This window comes from Neobacillus terrae, from assembly GCF_011393025.1.
In the GTDB taxonomy this organism is placed as follows: domain Bacteria; phylum Bacillota; class Bacilli; order Bacillales; family Cytobacillaceae; genus Neobacillus_A; species Neobacillus_A terrae.
On the sequence record NZ_JAAOEO010000007.1, the window covers coordinates 104050 to 122925 of the forward strand.

At 40.3% G+C, this 18876-nt stretch carries 15 protein-coding genes and 1 pseudogene; 12 read left to right on the forward strand and 4 right to left on the reverse strand.

Annotation, left to right across the window (positions count from 1 at the left end; translation table 11 throughout):
• Positions 1–12 precede the first annotated feature (12 nt).
• The 8 genes from G8761_RS12275 (at position 13) to G8761_RS12310 (ending at position 8841) form a co-directional block, all read left to right on the forward strand.
• Positions 13–468, forward strand: a complete 456-nt coding sequence (locus G8761_RS12275; RefSeq protein ID WP_166027036.1) for a tripartite tricarboxylate transporter TctB family protein — start codon at positions 13–15, stop codon at positions 466–468.
• 17 nt (positions 469–485) lie between these two features.
• Complete coding sequence (locus G8761_RS12280; RefSeq protein WP_166027038.1) at positions 486–1991, forward strand: tripartite tricarboxylate transporter permease; 1506 nt, start codon at positions 486–488, stop codon at positions 1989–1991.
• A 146-nt stretch (positions 1992–2137) separates the two neighbouring features.
• A complete protein-coding gene (locus G8761_RS12285) occupies positions 2138–3505 on the forward strand; it encodes an FAD-dependent oxidoreductase (protein WP_166027040.1) in 1368 nt (455 codons plus the stop codon).
• A 132-nt stretch (positions 3506–3637) separates the two neighbouring features.
• Entirely contained in the window at positions 3638–4642 is a 1005-nt protein-coding gene (locus G8761_RS12290; protein WP_166027042.1) for a LacI family DNA-binding transcriptional regulator, read from the forward strand.
• Between the two features lie 248 nt (positions 4643–4890).
• Positions 4891–5445, forward strand: a complete 555-nt coding sequence (locus G8761_RS12295) for an O-acetyl-ADP-ribose deacetylase (protein ID WP_166027044.1) — start codon at positions 4891–4893, stop codon at positions 5443–5445.
• A 119-nt stretch (positions 5446–5564) separates the two neighbouring features.
• Positions 5565–6524 (forward strand): D-2-hydroxyacid dehydrogenase family protein, encoded by a 960-nt coding sequence (locus G8761_RS12300; RefSeq protein ID WP_166027046.1) that lies wholly within the window; start codon positions 5565–5567, stop codon positions 6522–6524.
• 482 nt (positions 6525–7006) lie between these two features.
• Positions 7007–7723, forward strand: coding sequence for an SDR family oxidoreductase (locus tag G8761_RS12305; RefSeq protein WP_166027048.1), 717 nt, complete (start codon positions 7007–7009; stop codon positions 7721–7723).
• Between the two features lie 218 nt (positions 7724–7941).
• Positions 7942–8841 (forward strand): aldo/keto reductase, encoded by a 900-nt coding sequence (locus G8761_RS12310; RefSeq protein ID WP_166027050.1) that lies wholly within the window; start codon positions 7942–7944, stop codon positions 8839–8841.
• Between the two features lie 212 nt (positions 8842–9053).
• Here the strand turns inward: G8761_RS12310 and G8761_RS28080 are convergent.
• From G8761_RS28080 to G8761_RS12325, 3 genes and pseudogenes are all read right to left on the reverse strand, one after another.
• A pseudogene (locus tag G8761_RS28080) lies at positions 9054–9159 on the reverse strand (IS66 family transposase); the annotation flags it as partial.
• Positions 9143–9505 carry a hypothetical protein gene (locus G8761_RS12320; protein ID WP_166027052.1) on the reverse strand — a complete coding sequence of 121 codons (363 nt, stop codon included), beginning with the start codon at positions 9503–9505 and terminating at the stop codon, positions 9143–9145. The gene G8761_RS12320 and the pseudogene G8761_RS28080, both read right to left, overlap by 17 nt.
• A gap of 66 nt (positions 9506–9571) precedes the next feature.
• Positions 9572–9769, reverse strand: coding sequence for a hypothetical protein (locus G8761_RS12325; RefSeq protein ID WP_166027054.1), 198 nt, complete (start codon positions 9767–9769; stop codon positions 9572–9574).
• Here G8761_RS12325 and G8761_RS28085 point away from each other — a divergent pair.
• Positions 9730–9888 carry a hypothetical protein gene (locus G8761_RS28085; protein ID WP_166027271.1) on the forward strand — a complete coding sequence of 53 codons (159 nt, stop codon included), beginning with the start codon at positions 9730–9732 and terminating at the stop codon, positions 9886–9888. The two genes, G8761_RS12325 and G8761_RS28085, sit on opposite strands and share 40 nt — an antisense overlap.
• A 124-nt stretch (positions 9889–10012) precedes the next feature.
• On the opposite strand, the gene G8761_RS12335 is transcribed toward G8761_RS28085, so the two are convergent.
• Entirely contained in the window at positions 10013–10243 is a 231-nt protein-coding gene (locus G8761_RS12335; protein WP_166026883.1) for a DUF6444 domain-containing protein, read from the reverse strand.
• 396 nt (positions 10244–10639) lie between these two features.
• Here G8761_RS12335 and G8761_RS12340 point away from each other — a divergent pair, with 396 nt between their 5' ends.
• The 3 genes from G8761_RS12340 to uxaC all read left to right on the forward strand — a co-directional run bounded on the left by G8761_RS12340 (position 10640) and on the right by uxaC (position 18843).
• Positions 10640–14464: a carbohydrate-binding domain-containing protein gene (locus tag G8761_RS12340; protein WP_166027056.1), complete on the forward strand. Its 3825-nt coding sequence runs from the start codon at positions 10640–10642 to the stop codon at positions 14462–14464.
• A gap of 574 nt (positions 14465–15038) precedes the next feature.
• Complete coding sequence (locus G8761_RS12345; RefSeq protein WP_166027058.1) at positions 15039–16829, forward strand: glycosyl hydrolase family 28 protein; 1791 nt, start codon at positions 15039–15041, stop codon at positions 16827–16829.
• A gap of 577 nt (positions 16830–17406) precedes the next feature.
• A complete protein-coding gene (gene uxaC / locus G8761_RS12350) occupies positions 17407–18843 on the forward strand; it encodes a glucuronate isomerase (RefSeq protein WP_166027060.1) in 1437 nt (478 codons plus the stop codon).
• Positions 18844–18876 lie beyond the last annotated feature (33 nt).

Consider the following 18876-nt stretch of genomic DNA (forward strand, 5'->3'; position numbering starts at 1 on the left):
AAGGTGGCAGATATGAGAAATCTAAATGCACAAACTTGGGCCGGTGTTATCATTTTGCTTTTTGGAGTATTAATTTTAATTCAATCCTTTTTTTATAGTTATTCCAGCAATTTGGGACCTGGTCCCGGAATGTTTCCTCTATGGTTAAGCGGAATTTTGATTCTCCTTTCTATCATGCATATTGTTAAATCCATCAAAAAAGAGGGCGGGAAGCTTCCTCGACTTTTGCCCAAAGGGAATGACCTGAGGAAACTCTTAAAAATACTTTCAGCATTAGTAGGATTTACTCTGCTTATTCCATTTGTAGGCTTTACTATAGCTGGGTTCATATTTTTGTTTATCCTTCTTTCAGGAGAATATAAATGGTATTCAAATGCAATGATTTCAATAGGAGTAACGGCATTAATGTTTTGGGTATTTAATGGACTTTTGAGCGTTCCTTTACCAGTCAACTATTTTGGATTTTAACAAAAAGGAGGGAGAAAATGAATTCGCTGATACAATTATTGAATGGATTTGAAACAGCCCTCACTTGGTGGAACCTGCTTTATTGTTTAATTGGAGTATCCATCGGTATGTTGGTTGGGGTAATGCCGGGATTGGGCCCGACAGCAGGAACGGCTATCTTGCTCCCGATTACTTTTGGGTTAGAACCAGTTTCCGCAATAATAATGCTTTCAGGTATTTTTTATGGGGCCATGTATGGCGGAACCGTAACATCTGTATTAATAAATACACCAGGTGAAGCAGCGTCTGTTATTACTTGTATTGATGGACACCAAATGGCAAAGCAAGGTAGGGCTGGAACGGCCCTGGGAATAGCTGCGATAGGTTCATTTATCGGAGGGACATTTGCAATTATCGGACTAGCTTTTATAGGTCCGCCCCTTGCAAATTTCGCTTTAAAATTTGGGCCGCCTGAGTTTTTTGCCTTAATGCTTCTTGGATTAATGATGTTGCTTGGATTGATGGGTCAATCACTGCTTAAAGGGTTAATAGCTGCGGTTATCGGCTTGATTTTATCTATGGTTGGAATGGATCCAGTTTCTGGTACGGTACGTTTTTCATTTCATCAATTGGAATTAATGAATGGATTTGATTTTGTTATTATCGCTATGGGTTTGTTTGGTGTATCTGAAATATTAATGGGAGCCGAAAACCGTTCTGATTCTGAAAAGATACCGAAAATTAAAGGATTACTGCCTAAAAAGGATGAATGGGGACCGGCTTTGAAGTCGATTGCGAGAGGGACCGGTATAGGTTTTTTCTTAGGCCTGATTCCAGGAGCCAATGCAGTCATCGCATCACTTGTTTCCTACTCAGCTGAAAAGAAGTTCGCTAAGAACCCTTCCCGGTTTGGAAAAGGAGCAATAGAAGGAGTGGCAGGTCCTGAAACAGCAAACAACGCATACAGTGGTGCGGCACTCATTCCTTTGTTCACTTTGGGCTTACCGAGTTCTCCTACAGTTGCTGTGCTTCTGGGTGCATTTATTATGCATGGTTTAACACCAGGACCTGCTCTTTTCCAAGACAATGCAAATTTTGTTTGGGCTGTTATTGCAAGCATGTTTATAGGAAATCTCCTCCTACTGGTTATGAATCTTCCTTTAGCTGGAGTTTGGGCAAAGATAGCATTAATTCCCTATAAGCTATTGTTTCCCCTTATACTAATTCTGTCGATGGTGGGAGCGTATAGTGTAAACAACAGTCTTTGGGATGTTGGAACCATGATAGTATTTGGAGTTCTGGGTTATTTTCTGAAAAAGCTGGACTTTCCCTTGGCGCCTATTGTATTAACATTTGTTTTGGGAAAATCTATCGAATCGTCTTTTTTACAATCGTTAACAATCTCTCAGGACGGGTTTTTTATCTTTTTCACAAGGCCAATCTCCTCAGTTCTCATCATGATAACATTGCTCATCATTATATTAAGTATATTTAGTGGTATAAAGAAAAAACGGTCATATCTTGCAAACGATGTGGAGATTTAATCCTCCCTACCTCAAAATATAAGGCTTTAGAATTTTATAAGAAAGTTGGACTGTAAGATTTTGAAGTCCAAAAATTCAATAAAATGAATACGTATTCATAGAATCCGTTTTGTAGATAAATTTAGTTCAATAAGGAGTGTTTTTTAATGGAACTTTTCGGTAAATATGATGTTGTCGTAGTTGGTGCAGGCGTCACAGGAATTGTAGCCTCTATCCAAGCTGCACGTAAAGGTGTTAAAACCTTACTTGTAGAAGGAAGCGGAGTTTTAGGAGGGCTTGTAACGGGTGGGCGACTAACTAAACCAACAGGTTTGGTAAATGGAGGTGTATTTAAAGAACTTATTGATCGTGCGGCAAAATATAAAGGAGCAGACGATCAAATCAGGAGTTCGTACTGGGGAACCTATACAGGAGTATTTGATGCAGAAGTAATGCAGCGGGTAATTATCGAAGCAGTTGAGGAATCCGGAGTAGAGGTACTCCTCCACGCACAGGTTACAGATATATTGCGCGAAGGTAATCAGTTGAAAGGAATTCACATCCAAACAAAATCTGGGGTAAAACTTATTTTAGCTTCAGTTGTAATTGACGCATCGGGGGATGGAGATGTTGCTGAATTGGCCGGGGCAGAATTCATGCTAGGCCGCCAACAGGATGGACTTACTCAACCGATTACTTCCTACTTTAGAGTGTTAAACGTCGACATTCCTGCAGTCGCCAAAGACTTTAAAGAAAACGAAGATGATATGTGGGAGCTTGTAGTTCCCGAAAAAGAGGGAGCAACAAACGAAGATTATGCGATGGTCTTTTTCGCCACTGGTTTAACGAACCGTATCGAGCGGGCGAAAAAAGAAGGCTTCGAATGGATAATTCCTAAAAATCATATGACATTTAAAGGAGGCCTTATTCCTGGGGAGTTAAGTATTAATGTTACCCGATTCCATGGAAACGGTTTAGACGAGCGAACACTGAGCCATGCTGAAATTGAAATTAAGAAACAGGCTTATAGCGCATTTGATTTTCTCAAGAAATATGTTAAAGGCTTTGAAAATTCTATCTTCCTTGAAGTGGCTCCAAAATTGGGTATAAGAGAAACACGCAGAATAGTTGGCGAATATATATTGACAGAAAACGATATTAGAAGTGAAGCCAGATTTGAAGATGCGATTGGTCTGATAAATAGTCCTATCGATGTGCATGAACCAGGCGGAGAAAAAGCAATTATGGAGAACGTTGGAAAGGGATATGGAATTCCATTTCGCTGCTTGATTCCAAAACACGTTGATGGTCTTCTTGTTGCGGGAAGATGCATTTCTGTAGACGAAATAGCTTTTGGTTCCACCCGAAATGTTCCTGCATGTGCTGCCACAGGCGAGGCAGCCGCTATAGCAGCCGCTTATGCAGTGCAGAACAACGTATTACCAAGAGAGGTTCCAGTTACAGAAGTTCAGAGGGAGCTCTCGATAAAAAATATTCCATTGGGTTCGAAACAAGATTCCTATAATCATATATAACAAGGGGATAAACCGCTCATAAAATGAGCGGTTTTGTTGGAATAAGTTCATAAATTCTTGTTGAATAATGCAACACTAATTAGTAAAATTAGTTAATAAATGACAATTGATGGCAAGGGGTAGGTAAAATTAATGGTGTCATCCAAAGATGTTGCTAAAATTGCAGGGGTGTCCCAATCTACTGTTTCTCGGGTGCTCAACAAACCCGACAGCGTAAAGCCTAAGACACGGAATATTGTATTGCATGCTATGCAAGAGCTCAGTTATCAACCCAATTTAATAGCGCGCAGTTTAGTCACAAACAGTACAAACACTATTGCTCTCATAACAGGAACACTTTACAACGGATTCTACGTCGAAACTACAACTTCAATTATAAATATGGCAACCAGCCGGGGCTATAAGACTATGGTTTACTTTGAAGAGGCAATGCCTCTACGAGATGTAGTCGATTCAATAAGAGGGCACAAGTTAGAAGGCTTATTAATGTCATCTATTAAACTTGATGACCCTATATTTAGTGAAATAGAAAAATCCGGAATTCCCTACATGCTTTTCAACAGACGACCCGCACAAGGCGGTAACTATGTGGTCTTGGATAATATCTTAGCTGGTGAAATGATTACCCGCCATATCTTAGATCTCGGACATAAAAGAATCGCATATATCTCGGGAGATATTCATGTTTCTACTCATCATGAACGAAAAATCGGGTTTGAGCGAGTCATGAAAGAAGCAGGTCTGGATGTTCAGCCAGGAATGCTTCAAATTATTGATACAAAGCCGCAGGAAATAGAAAAGACCACATTGAAATTAATGCACCTCGCTGAGCGGCCGACAGCCATTATATGTGGTTCTAGTGCAATAGCATTTTCTTGTATGGATGCCATACTTTCGATGGGATTGCGGATTCCGGAAGACATCAGTCTTGCAGGGATGGATAACGTAAGTATGGCCTCTCACCATGCGATTCAATTGACAACTGTAGGTAACTCTAAATTTAAGATGGGCGAGATAGCAGCTGATAATTTGTTTGAAATGATTGAACAAGACGGAACTTTCAATCGGCCAAGGCAGATTGTACTTCAACCTGAGCTCAATATTCGCAAAACGACCGGACACCTAAAAAAATTTTAGTGTAAATGTGAAATAGATATAGGATCAAACTGTACGTTCCTTCTAATCATTCAATTCTTGTTCTTGTATACGTTACAGATTCTCAATCGACCACATCATAGTTAACGTAACTAAGTTTGAGACTTCATACCGCATTTTTAGATAGAGAGTTAGAGTAAGAGAAAAAAGTTGATTTACGTTGGTTACGTGAATCAGCTTTTTTGTTTTAATTGTTGGGTATAAAAGGAGTGGAAAGGCGGTAGAAAAAAATGAAGGTAGAGATTCAGGGCAATAGTTTGGAACTGAGAATCTACGATATTACGAAACAAACAACAGATGCGATTGTAAATGCAGCCAATGGAACGCTTTTAGGAGGAGGCGGGGTGGATGGAGCGATTCACCGGGCAGCTGGAGGTGAATTACTAGAAGAATGTAAACAAGTTCGCAATGAGGTTTTAAACGGCAAATACTTGCCAACTGGAGAGGCGTCCATGACGAAAGGATATCATCTTACTGCTAAGTTTGTTATTGATACAGTCGGACTTATATGGAATGGAGGTTCAAATAATGAAGAAGAACTTTTGTCCAGGTGCTATCAACACTCCTTGCAGCTGGCAGCGAAAAAGGGGTTAACAAGTATTTCTTTTCCGTCCATCTCAACAGGAGTTTATCGTTTCCCAATGCAACAAGCAGCGGTTATAGCCATGAGGACGATTGCTAACTTTTTAAAAGAGCGGCAGTTCGGGGAAGTCGTCATGGTCTTATTTTCAAAGAATGATTGCATGATATATGAGATGGCTTTAAATAGGATTTTAGCTGAATGAGGTAAAAAGAGAGTATTGTCAAAATTATCTGCTTATTACATACTGTTAGTAGTTTGGTGTTTTTACAGCCGTTCGGTTTGAAAATAATAAATTCGGGCGAAAAAAGGAGGCATACTAACTTGATACTTCGTTGTGCAATACTAGATGATTATCAGAATGTTGCAATGTCTATGGCGGACTGGTCCTCCATTTCAGACAAAGTGAAGATAAGCACATTTACTCAGCATTTTGGAAATGAGGATGACCTTGTCAATAAAATCAAGGATTATGAAATACTTGTAATCATGCGGGAACGGACTGCATTTCCTGCGGAGGTACTGGAACGTTTACCGAAATTGAAATTGCTGATTACGACTGGAATGAGAAACTCATCGATTGATCTAAATGCTGCTTCGGAACTGGGAGTGATTGTTTGTGGAACGGCAAGTAATTCCGAGCCTCCTGTCGAGTTGACATGGGCATTAATCCTGGGGCTTGCCCGGAATATCGTTCCTGAACATCAGGCGATTCGAAACAATGGACCCTGGCAAAGCTCGGTTGGGACAGACCTTTATGGGAAAACGCTGGGTCTGTTGGGGCTGGGGAAAACCGGCAGCCGGATGGCGCGTGTCGGTCAGGCTTTTGGGATGGATGTTTTGGCATGGAGTCAGAACTTAACCAATTCTCAAACCGATGAGCTGGGTGTTCAATTGGCAGCATCAAAAGAGGAGCTGCTGGAAACAAGCGATTTCGTTTCCATTCATCTGGTTCTTAGTGACCGGACAAGGGGACTAATAGGTAAAGATGAATTTAAAAAAATGAAATCGTCTGCCTATTTAATCAATACCTCACGGGCCGCTATTGTCGATAACAATGCCCTGTATGAAGCCCTCCGCAACAACTGGATCGCAGGTGCAGGACTCGATGTGTTTGAAAAAGAACCATTGCCATTTGAGGAAGAAATGAGGAATCTGCAGAATGTGCTTGCTACGCCGCATTTAGGATACGTTACACAAAGGAATTACTCGACGTTCTATCAGCATGCTTTAGAAGATATAAAGGCTTTTCTTTCAGGAGCGCCGATAAGAAGATTAATATAAATTGAGTTCATTAAGGGTCCGTAGGGGCATTTTTCTTTTATATAAAAGGGTATTTTAATAAAGATTTTTGCAAAATGAAAAAACTGTGAGCAAAAATAGGCTGACTCCTCGAAAATACACGCATTTTCTGCGTGCGGTGACTATGGCTATCCTTTTAATAAATTCAGCTGCAATTTTCTTAAACCGCTTACTTGAAATCAAGGAAAGCCAATGACGAGAAAAATGGCTTCATAATATATGCTCCTGTATAGGGGCATTATTTTATTAGAATAAGCAAGCTGATTTACTTAAAAGTTAATGCAAAAACAATAATCCAAGCAGTTTACGTGCTAAATTTTAAAATCAGAAGTAATATTTACTACACAGTAGATTACATGAAATTTATTGCAGTAAGGGAACGACCACATTTCTAAGCTAGGAAAATAATGAATTATAGCCAATAAAATGGCTAAACTAACAAGGATTAAAGGGAGGTCTTTATTATGACACTACAAGGAAAACGCGTGGTTGTTTTAGGCGGAACATCCGGCATTGGATTAGCTACTGCCAAAGCATTTTTAAATGAATCAGCTCAAGTGGTAATCGCCAGCCGTTCTGAATCAAAGTTATCCGAAGCGAAACAAGTGCTTGGGGGAAATGTAGAAGGTTACGAAATCGATTTTCGCAGTGAGGAAAAGGTAAAAGAATTTTTCAGCAAGGTGGGGGCATTTGATCACCTTGTGGTTACAGCAGGAGAAGGTGCTATGGGGCACTTTAGCGAGTTGCCTGTGGCAAGTGCGAAAGAGGCTTTTGACAGTAAGTTCTGGGGCCAATATATTACCGTCCTTGCCGCACTACCGTATTTAAAAGATGAGAGCTCCATCACCTTAACCTCTGGCGTATATGGCGTCCGTCCTCCTCAAGGAGCGACTACTTTGGCGGCTATAAACTCAGCTATTGATGGTTTGGTTCGGGGACTTGCAATAGACCTGGCTCCTATCAGGGTAAACGTAGTCTCACCAGGTATTGTTGACACTCCAATCTATGCCGGAATGCCAGATGAACAGCGCCAGGGAATGTTCAGCGGAATTGCACAGCAGCTGCCTGTTGGACGGATTGCTCAGCCTGAGGACATAGCTGAATCCTATGTATACTTAGCGAAAAATGGATTTACAACTGGCACAGCCGTTCTTATCGATGGCGGAGCTCATTTGGTATAATCAAATTTTGTAAACACGGAATAAAACAGCCAGAACCTTACAGGTGACAATACTGAGAGAGTATTGCCACCTTTTTGTATCGATGATAGATTCTAAGTGAATCTGTATCTGTTTTTACCCTTTCGTTCAATATACCAGGATATATGCTTTTTTTCTAAGAAATCAACACTCCAGCAAAATTCGTGCGCCCCAGTAATAGTAGAAAGGGTTGACTATGAATGAGTTTTCAGGATGATAAGAAAATAACAGAAATTAGGAATGCCCTTAAAAACCGCGTGGTAACACTGCGTGATGGAACTTCACTGCCTTGTACAGGACAGGGAACATGGTACATGGGAGAGAATCCTAAGATGAAAGAAATGGAAATTAAAGCTTTACAGCTTGGAATAGAATTAGGCATGACGCTTATAGATACGGCTGAAATGTACGGAAATGGCGATTCTGAACGTGTAGTAGGCGAAGCCATCAAAGGACGCAGAAATGAGGTCTTTTTAGTATCGAAGGTGTATCCTCATCATGCAGGTTTAGATATGATTGAGAAAGCGTGTGAAAACAGTTTAAGAAGAATGGGAACAGATCATCTGGATTTATATCTTTTGCACTGGAGAGGCCGTGTTCCACTAGCAGAAACGATTGAAGGTATGGAAAAGCTGCGTAGGAATGGAAAAATAGTAAGATGGGGAGTCTCCAATTTTGACACCAATGATATGGAAGAGTTGTGGAATGCCCCTAACGGAAAAAAATGTATGACCAATCAAGTATTATATCATCTAGGTTCCAGGGGTATTGATTATGATCTTTTACCATGGCAGCAAGCTCATAACATGCCGATCATGGCATATAGCCCTCTTGCTCAAGGAGGATCTTTAAGAAGAAATTTATTAACCGATCCAACCATTAATGAAATTGCCGAAAAATACAATGTACAGCCCTTACAAATCGCGCTCGCCTGGACAATCCGTTCAAGCAATTGTATTGCTATTCCAAAAGCTGTTCAAGAAGCGCATGTATTGGCAAATGCGGAGGCAGCAACGATTGAATTAACCAAAGAAGACCTGAATAGACTTGATAGGGTGTTTCCGAAGCCGACAAGAAAGGTACCCTTGGATATGATTTGAAAATTAAAGTGAAAAAGTGAATATGTTTTTTTATCAAGCTGCCGAATTTAAGCAAGGCAGCTTGTTTTTGTTTTTGGGTAACTACTTAGGTCAGTTAAAAGAAAACTGACCTCGATAGACTAACACGATGGAATCAATCAGACTCCTGCCTTGCTTTAGAGCGGTGGAAATAAACCCTCGGATGCCCGCAATTTGTTCAGCTCGGTTTTGCGTACGAAAGGAACCAGACACTTTTTCTTTTACTTTCACCATCCGAATGTCGCGTTCCGCCTGACTGTTATCAAATGGTACACGGATATCCCTAAGAAACCGAAGGATATGGCTTTGTGAAGGATGAATCTCTCTGCCAGATTGGCCGCTTTATTTTTGGCTTTTCGTCCCTTTTTACCTGTTCATCAGAACCGAGTGGCGGCAGCCATTCCCTAGCTCCCTGGCTTAGTATTTCATCGTATCTGGCTTCCAGGCCTGAATAGTCTCTGAGGAAACCGGAATATTCGATTCCAGGGACTTTTTCTTCTCTTTTAATGCGTCTCTTAATAGGGACTGCATCTTCGAAGCCCATTCGTGCTTTGTGTACCCCGCAAAGAGCATGTGTAGAAGGGTATTTGTCATTGAAATAGGTTTTCCAGAAATCGTGGACAACGGTTCCTTTATAACCAGGCAATTCGTGTCCCCGCAGAAGGCTACAAGAGAAGACAAATTGTTGAGCTGCCCACTCCGAGTTTGATATTCACAGAGCATAGGGCAGCTTCAAAATGTTGTCCAAACTGTAAGAAAATCCATCATGGTGCCTTTCCGGAAAATGTGAAGGCGCCTGTTCAGTATGGCGAAAGTTGGAATGTCTGGTGTGCTTATCTACATACATAACAACATCTTCCCCTTGAACGAATCTGCCAATTATTTGAGGACCTAAACTGGCACCTTCCAAGCGAAGCAACCCTCCTATCCCATCTCGGTAGGCTGTCATCCCAACTGGAACCGATCGAAAAAGTGATCAGGCACAATCTGCTTGAAAGCAAAGTGGTCCATGCCAAGAAACCGGCCTGAGAATTGAAGGGCAACTTCAATGACTGTACACCGTTTCCAATGAATATTGGACTTTGTATAATGTTCTTTTGAAACGCGGTAAGGAAGCGATCAACTCCATCCGAGATGTACGCCTCTCATGTCCTTAAGGGGCACCATTCTTTCCCCTAGGAACCCGAAGGCTATTTGGCTTTCGCAAGCCGTCACTGGAAGGTGGTTTATTACTGTTAGAACTATTGGATCCTACTTGTCTTTCAAGTTCTTCTACACGTTTTTCGAGTTTTTCGATGTGTTTCACCAGCATGGTAATAAACTCGGCGATTTCCGATGGCTTGCCCTCACTGATTTGTTTGATCTGTTTCTTTGAATATTTCATTTGGATCACCAGATTTCCATCTTTTTGGAAGTTGGCGAAAAGTACCCGTTTTTTTAAAAGCTAAACATTTATGAACCTAAGCAGTTACAGACTTTTTATATTGGTAAAAATCTCCTGATTATTAACTAAATAAAATCCTACGAATAGCTAAAAAACAAGAGGATAGCTTGAAGGGATTAAGATAACGACTCACTTTTTGTATTTTTCAGAAAAGTGTTGAAATTAACTTGAATAGTTTGTAGAATGTTAAAGAAAGAAAAATGTTAACGTTTACATTTTCTTATTGTAAAATGCACACGTTAACATTTTTGAAAGGGACGGTGAAGTAAATTATGCAGAAAAAAATTTAGACTTTAGGAGCATTACTAACGATTCAAAAAAACGAGGAGGAGTATTATGATGGCAAACAATATTAAAAATGTCCTCTCTACTATGGTTGTTGTTTCCGGAATGCTGTTTTCAATTGAAACAGCTTTTTTAGGTACAGGTCTTTCCACAGCTGCAGCCGCCGGCAAATATAACGGTGAGAGCCAATACGTTCAAAGCATTGTTAGTCAGCCCAATTACGATTACCAGGGAATTAAAAGCAATGTCATCAATGCAGTAGGCAGCCAAGGCTTTAAAGAATCCGACATACCTGGTGTACCTGCCAAGTTAGCGATTAGATCTTCCCAACAGGGTGTAAATATAGCTGGTATAACAGCAAATTCGATTAATATTGCCACTGGAACCACCTATCGATATACAGTAGACACCCCTGCGGGTGCAGGCGTTACAACATTGACAATTAAAACAGTGCAGGAGTTATTGGATGAAATTACTTCTCAAACTTCAGCTTCCCAAACCTATACAGTGAAAGGTGCAGATGGAGCGGTAAAAGGAACAACCGATACTCTCGTACAAGGAGATATTTTTACCGTGAGTTCCGGAAATGATTCTCACGATTATCAGATCAATTTCGTGAAAGCCGCAGTCAGGGGTAATATGGAGCTATTAAATAGCAAAATTACTGCAAGAACCAAGTCTGATGTTGTCGTGAATTTCTTTGCGGGAATGAGAAGTCCAAATACAGCGGTAGTCATTCAGGTTCCAAAGGGCGTAAATGCAACAATGGATAACACAACCGTAAATATCATCGGCAGAGGGGAAGTTAAGCTATCAGGGCTAGCAACACAGTCTGTCGGCCGAGTGGGTGCAGGCTACCGATTCCAAAAGGTCGGTACGGTTACAATCGATAACCAAGAGGATGGCAGCCAAACCATAACATTTAAAGGGCTTGATTTAAGACCCGATGATGGTGCCGATCTTCAAATCACCTTTAATGGTGTTTCCTTAAACCAGGGAAATTATCAATTTGTTGCTTCCTACATTACATCTGAGCCGGAAGTACTAACAAGTCCAACCTGTTCAACTACTTTAAATGTAGTAAAAACAATTAGCGATTTTTCCAGATTACTAGACAAGAGTCTTACTTATAAGGAAACAAGTGACACTTATACAAAAGCAAAATTCACATGGAGCGCGGTAAAAAATGCTCATTCAATCAAGTTGATGGAATCGACAGATAAGGGAGCTACATGGACCAGGAGTAATTCTGCAATTAGCCCGGATAGCGGTGAAGTAGAAGTCTCAAACCTTACTCCTAATAAAGAGTATTGGTTTAAGCTTGCTGTAGATGGCGGCGATAATCATGGTGATTCGAACATTGCTAAAATTTATACAGGAAAATTCGATGCCAAGCTAATAGGTGCAAAAGGCGATGGAGTAACAGATGATACGGATGCCATTAATAATGCCGTTACCTATTTGAATTCAATAGGCGGCGGGACGCTGTTGTTCCAAGACGGCACGTTCAACGTAAGAACCGTTCATTTAAAGAGCAATGTATACTTGTATGTCAATCAAGATGCGACCATTTCTGCTCTAAGAGGTCAAGATGCTCCTGAGACCACTTATTTCTCTGATAGAGGGTATCGCTCAGGTACATCTGCAACGGACCACGGCCCATACGATGATCCTGAGAATTATATGACGAAGCAGGATGTTGGCCATCAATATTGGCAGAACAGTATGTTTTATGGGGAGAGAATCGATAATGTTAAGATTATCGGAAATGGAAGAATTACTGGAAATGGAAATCTAGTAAGTGGCGACGGCGTCATGAATAATACACCGGATCACCGTGCCGACAAGATGGTATCCATCAAGTTAAGCACAAATTTTGAGTTTGGTGGTTTGGATAACGGGAAAGACCTGGCATATCAGGAGACAAATTCCCCGACCACTGACAGGCCCTATTATATGAATAGTGACGGATCAAAGCAAACTGATCTGAGTAATATGCTCCAAGTAGACAATCCAGGACACTTTGCCTTACTTTCATCAGGTACCGATCATATAAACACTCATGACTTTTACCAGTCTGCGAAAAAAGGTGATCAGGCGCGGGATATTTTTGACTATATGGAATCGAGCGATGTTCACTCGAAAAATATTTATGTAACAGGAACATCTGATGATATTGAAAAACCGGGGAGTGATAGCGCTCTAGGGTTTACAAGACCAGCGTCAGGTTTTTATATCCGTAATGTGATTGGCGATACTAACTGTAATTTATTCCAAATCGGCAGTGAAACTGCAGATGATATTACAAACGCCTATGTAGATAATATTTATGTTCTCGGAGGAAATAAAGCAGGCTTCTCAATTTCCACGAATGATGGAGGTACAGTTGAAAACATATACTTGAATTCAGGAAAGACAGGACCAGTCTACCAACAGTCTGAAATGAGACGCACAAGGGCACCTTTCTTTATTTCGATTTCCAACCGCGGCCGCATTATCGGGGGTCAAGCTACACGAATGAAATGGGTGGAAAATGGTATTCAGCGTGATGAGCTATTAAGTTCAAATGTAAATATCGGTCATGTAAGAAATATTTACATTAAAGATGTTAATATTGAACAGGTTTATGGCGGAAGTGCTTGGCAGGATCCTTCTAAGAGATGGGCATCTTATACAACTCAATCTAAAGCAACCCCAATCATTGCTGGCTATCAAGAAGGTCAGGACGGCCCGGTTTTGCCGGATGGACGCAGCATCGGCTACATCGAGAATGTGAACTTTGAAAATGTCAGTCTATTAGTAAAAGGCGGAAATAGTTTTGCGGATTCAAAAGTCAGCCCACCCGAGTTAGGCGTTGGGAAATACAATATTGGTGACTTTGGGGTACAGCCATCCTATGGCTTCTGGGTAAGACATGTGGATGGAATTAAGTTTAAAAATGTTACTGCCAATTTTGAAACAAATGACGACAGGTATGCTGTTGTACTAGATGATGTTAAAAATGCTACTCTTGACACTATGACAATGGTCAAAGGGAACAACAACCCAAGTGTCGTTCAGCTTAAGAATTCCAGCAATGTTACGATCAAGAATTCTTCCTTCTATAACAATACATGGGGCAACCAGCTTACGTTCCTCGATAATTTGAACAATGTGACGGTGACAGGCAGTGAGGCTTATCCAGCAATAGTCCAGGATCCGCACAATACATTGATTCAATTGAAACAGTCCGGTCACCCGAATTTATCCGATTTTGATAAAAACTCTGGTTCTATTTCTGCTGCTTTGGGAACAACGGTGGCCGATATTGTGAGTCAATTAGAGTCAACGGATGGTACGACACAAACTTATGCTGTCACGGACTCGGCAGGTGCAGAAAGGACTTCAGGAATGTTGCAGACAGGGGATAAACTTGTTGTTACTGCTCAAGATGGGACCTCAACGAAAACATATAGCATTGTTGTTCCTTCTGTCATTCAAATTGAAGGGGAATCACAGGTAAATTCCATTACAAGAAGCATCCCAAGTATTACGGTATCAACCTCCTCGACCAATGGAATTTCTTATCTGCAAACAAATTCGGTACCGGCAGGAGAGTGGATCGAACTAAACGTTTATGTTCCTTCAGCGGGCAACTATAATATTTCTTATCAATATAAGACACAAACATATGGAAGGGCTTCCGTTCAGGCGTATGTGAATGGTGAGGCAAAAGGTTCTCCAGTGAACCAAAATGGTACAACCGCAAATGTGTTTGTTCCTATCGATCTCGGTCAGGTAACATTTCCCGCACCAGGGACCTACCCTATTAGATTTGTTGCAACTAATGCAGGTTCTATTGTCCTAGACTATGTCAAATTCACCAAAGTCGACTAATAAGATTAATAAATTTAAAATAAGATAATAATTATTTTGTGGAGCTGCTGCTTAAGCTACTAGCAGCTCCATTCCCTCCTAATCTTCCTATAACACGGCAGAAAAGATAACAAAATCCAATTTAATATGATTGTTAACTTACAATCGGTAAATGTAATAAGTTCTAGTAATTGGTTCTTTTCTCCGTTCAAAAAAATGTTTGTTTGAAGTGATATTCCGAAATGTTTAACTGAAAAAATGGGCTAAAACACTGTGAGGTTGGAACCAGGTGAGGATATGAATTTCTGATTCTAACCATTATAAATCCGCAAGTATTTTATAGATAATAGTCTTAAAGTCTCGTTTTTCGAAATAATCGAAAATTTATATTGAAGCTAAAGAAATATAGAGTAAAATAAAAGTTAGAAAAAATGTTAACGTTTACATTAATTTGATGAGATAAAAAAATTTTATTGATTAATAATCGAATGCAAAAATGTTAACGTTAACAATCCGATAAAGGAAGGGTGCTGTGGAATAATATAAATTCTAATATTGTACTAAATTAAGTAACCTAAAATTAGGAGGACATTTTATGAAATTAAAGAAAAAAGTTTATTCGATTGCAGCACTAAGTCTTGCTCTAGGTTGCTCTACATTCTTGCCATATGCATCTACATCCACAGCAGCAGCTTCTTCACAACAAGTTTCGGTCGATAAAAAGGCCCCGACAGCTCCTATTCATCTTAATGCCTATGCGACAACATATAAATCTATCAGCCTTATTTGGGATAAGTCTGCTGATAACACTGGCGTAGCCGCCTATGACATCTTTGCGGATGGTAAGTTAGTTGGAAGCTCAACACCAAATGAATATGGTGTTGCCATGACAAACTTCACCGTAAATGACTTAAAACCCAATAGAATGTACAGTTTTAAAGTTGTGGCAAGAGATGCTGCAGGAAACCATTCTAACGAAAGCGCACATGTTAATGTAAGAACGGATGTAATAGGTAAAGTATTTGATGTTAGGGATTTTGGAGCAAAAGGTGACGGTGTAACAAAAGATACCGCGGCCATTCAAGCAGCCATTAATGCGGCAGCTGAAAGTCCAAACAGTCTTGTTGTACTTCCTGCTGGTACATATTATTCCGCTCCTCTAAGTTTAAAAAGCAATATGACATTCGAGATTGAAAAGGATGCAACCCTCCTTGGAAGCCGCGACAAAGCTGACTATCCAATTATCAAAGACCGTTGGGAAGGTACTACATTCAGCTCTTATCAAAGCTTGATTCAATCCCAAGGTGCTAAAAATCTTAAAGTCATTGGTGAAGGAACGGTCGATGGAAATGCTGGTCCTATCAAAGCAGAGAAATCGAACGGAATCGATGAATTTGGTTATCCTTATAAAAAGGTGAACTTAGCTGGAACATACGACTATAACAATGGAAAGTATGATCCTGACACAAGCGGAAGTACAACTGTATACTTTAACATGGGACTATGGTGGGATAATCCAAAAGCAACCGATCCGGCCACTCAAATTGCCCGGCCAAGATTGGTTCAATTCATGAATTCTGAAAATGTTCTCCTTCAGGGCCTAAAGATTACGAATTCACCATCCTGGACAATCCAGCCTTTATACAGTAATGATGTGGTCATTGATAGTGTAAACGTTAAAAACCCTGCTAGCCCAGTTGATGCACCAAATACTGATGGAGTTGACCCAGACTCTGTTGACGGGTTAAAGATTTTTGGTTCTACATTTGATGTTGGTGATGACGCTATCGCGATTAAATCTGGTAAAGATGCTGAAGGTCGCCAAATTGGAAAACCAAGTCAAAACATCGAAATCAGAAACAACATTATGAGACATGGACACGGCGGCGTAACAATCGGCAGTGAAATGTCCGGTGACGTTAGAAACGTTGTAGCTAGAGACGACATCTTTGACGGAACCGACATAGGCATTCGTATGAAAACCCTTCGCGGACGTGGTGGTATTATTGAAAACCTTACATTTGACAATATCATGATGAAGGATATTGAAGGCGATGCTTTCAATATTAATTCCAACTATACATCTAATGGAGTTCCGCTTCCTTACACAGGGGTAATTGATGAAACAACACCTTCAATTAAAAATATAACAATTGAAAATATCACTTGTGAGGGTGCCCAAGAAGCCTCCTTCTTCCAAGGACTTCAAGAAAGACCTGTTGATGGTCTAGTATTGAAGAACGTCACAGTGCATGCTGATAAAGCTTTGTATTTCCAATACGTAAGGAATATTACGATGGAGAATGTGAACATAAATGACGGTGATATGTTCCAGCCTGGCAGCATATACGAAAATCTTCAAATTATTAATTCTTCTAGTCATTAATTTTAAAAGTTTAAAAAACACGTTTTCAGGACGGATTCGCGTCTTGGGATACGTGTTTTTTTGTTTTAAACCGACTGCGCTTTTTACATTCTACAAAAAATAATTCCTAATCTACAAAAATCAAACTCTATTCTACACAAGCGGGAGCTGGTTCTACAATAATGAAGTTTTATTCTACAATACTAGCTCTGTTCTACAAAAACCAGGCTTTTCTCTACAAAAAGAAAGCTCTAATCTACAAAAATTGAAGCTGGTTCTACAAAAATTAAGTATTAATCTACATTACTAGCTCTGTTCTGCAGAAACCAAACTCTATTCTACGAAAGGAGAGCTCTAATCTACAAAAAGTTAGTCCCTAATCTACACCAATAGGAGCAGGATCTACCACAAGAAAGCTGAGTGCGTATCTAAGCCGAGACGAATCCAGTGATCTAAGGAAAGCTAACTGAATTTGGTTGTGCAGCTTTAAAAATGTTAACGTTAACATTTTTGTTTACAGGTAATTTCTGATTTGTTAGACTAATAACAAGAACATTGTTAACGTTCACAAAAAATAATAACAGGATGGTGTGGAAACATGGCTACTTTTATGGGTAATAATTTTTTATTGAAAAATGAAACCGCTGTCAGTTTGTACCATGATTATGCAAAGGATATGCCTATCATCGATTACCATTGCCATTTGAGTCCGAAGGAAATCTATGAAAATAAGAAGTTTAAAAATATAACCGATGCCTGGCTTTATGGTGACCATTATAAGTGGAGAGCGATGAGAGCAAATGGAATCTCTGAGGAGTTTGTAACCGGCAGTGGTAGTGATTATGAGAAATTTATGGCTTGGGCCCGGACAGTTCCAATGACTATTGGCAACCCTCTGTACAACTGGACACATTTGGAGCTCCAGCGCTTTTTCGGAATTTATGACATTCTCAATGAGGAAAGTGCTCCGCAGATTTGGGAGAAGGTTAATGCTCAGCTGAATGGTGATGAATTCCGTGTCAGGGAATTAATCGTAAAGTCTAATGTTAAAGTGATTTGTACGACTGATGATCCAGTAGACAGTCTGGAATACCATCAACTGTTAAAGGAAGAAAAGGATTTCCCTGTTAGTGTGGTTCCTGGGTTCCGTCCGGACAAAGGGCTCGAAATTAACCGTGAAGGATTTCTTGACTGGGTAGGGAAGCTGGAGGAAGCTTCCGATATAAACATTAAGAGCTATGAAGAATACTTAAAGGCGCTCGAAAGCAGAGTCCGCTTTTTCCACGACAACGATGGCAGGGTGTCTGACCATGCATTGGACTCTATGGTGTACGAGGATGCAACACTGGAGGAAGTCTCTGGAATTTTTGCCGCATGCTTATCCGGTGAAAATGTATCACTCGAGGATGAAAGGAAATTCAAGACCTATACCCTTATTCACTTAGGAAAGCTTTATGGTGAACTTGGATGGGCGATGCAATTCCATATTAATGCTCACAGAAATAATAATACTAGAATGTTTAAGAAATTGGGGCCAGATACTGGATATGATTCTATGAATGATGACCAGGTTGCCCGTCCTCTTGTACGGATTCTCGATGCACTTGACCAGTCAGACAGGCTGCCAAAGACCATCCTTTATTCATTAAATCCAGGGGATAATTATATTATTGCCAGCATTATCAATAGCTTCCAGGATGGAAAAACTCCGGGCAAGATTCAATTTGGTACAGCATGGTGGTTCAACGACACCAAGGAAGGAATGCTTGATCAAATGAAGGCCCTGTCCAATGTCGGTTTATTTAGCCGCTTTATAGGTATGCTGACTGACTCCAGAAGTTTTCTTTCCTATACAAGGCATGAATATTTCCGACGGATTGTCTGCAACCTGATCGGAGAATGGGTAGAAAACGGTGAAGTTCCTGAAGATAAAGAATTACTGGGTAAAATTGTCCAGGGTATATCCTATAACAACGCCAGGGAATACTTTGGCTTTGAAATCCCTGAAACTTCTGGCCAGCTTTCAGTGAAGTAAGCCAATTTCAGGTGGAGAGCTGCAGGATTTACG

Bases quoted from the DNA above. Each gene is read 5' to 3' on its own strand.
- uxaC (WP_166027060.1), top strand. From the start codon at position 17,407: ATGGCTACTTTTATGGGTAATAATTTTTTATTGAAAAATGAAACCGCT.
- G8761_RS12280 (WP_166027038.1), top strand. From the start codon at position 486: ATGAATTCGCTGATACAATTATTGAATGGATTTGAAACAGCCCTCACT.
- G8761_RS12295 (WP_166027044.1), top strand. From the start codon at position 4,891: ATGAAGGTAGAGATTCAGGGCAATAGTTTGGAACTGAGAATCTACGAT.
- G8761_RS12275 (WP_166027036.1), top strand. From the start codon at position 13: ATGAGAAATCTAAATGCACAAACTTGGGCCGGTGTTATCATTTTGCTT.
- G8761_RS12335 (WP_166026883.1), bottom strand. From the start codon at position 10,243: ATGAAATATTCAAAGAAACAGATCAAACAAATCAGTGAGGGCAAGCCA.
- G8761_RS12305 (WP_166027048.1), top strand. From the start codon at position 7,007: ATGACACTACAAGGAAAACGCGTGGTTGTTTTAGGCGGAACATCCGGC.
- G8761_RS12290 (WP_166027042.1), top strand. From the start codon at position 3,638: ATGGTGTCATCCAAAGATGTTGCTAAAATTGCAGGGGTGTCCCAATCT.
- G8761_RS12285 (WP_166027040.1), top strand. From the start codon at position 2,138: ATGGAACTTTTCGGTAAATATGATGTTGTCGTAGTTGGTGCAGGCGTC.
- G8761_RS12310 (WP_166027050.1), top strand. From the start codon at position 7,942: ATGAGTTTTCAGGATGATAAGAAAATAACAGAAATTAGGAATGCCCTT.
- G8761_RS12340 (WP_166027056.1), top strand. From the start codon at position 10,640: ATGATGGCAAACAATATTAAAAATGTCCTCTCTACTATGGTTGTTGTT.
- G8761_RS12345 (WP_166027058.1), top strand. From the start codon at position 15,039: ATGAAATTAAAGAAAAAAGTTTATTCGATTGCAGCACTAAGTCTTGCT.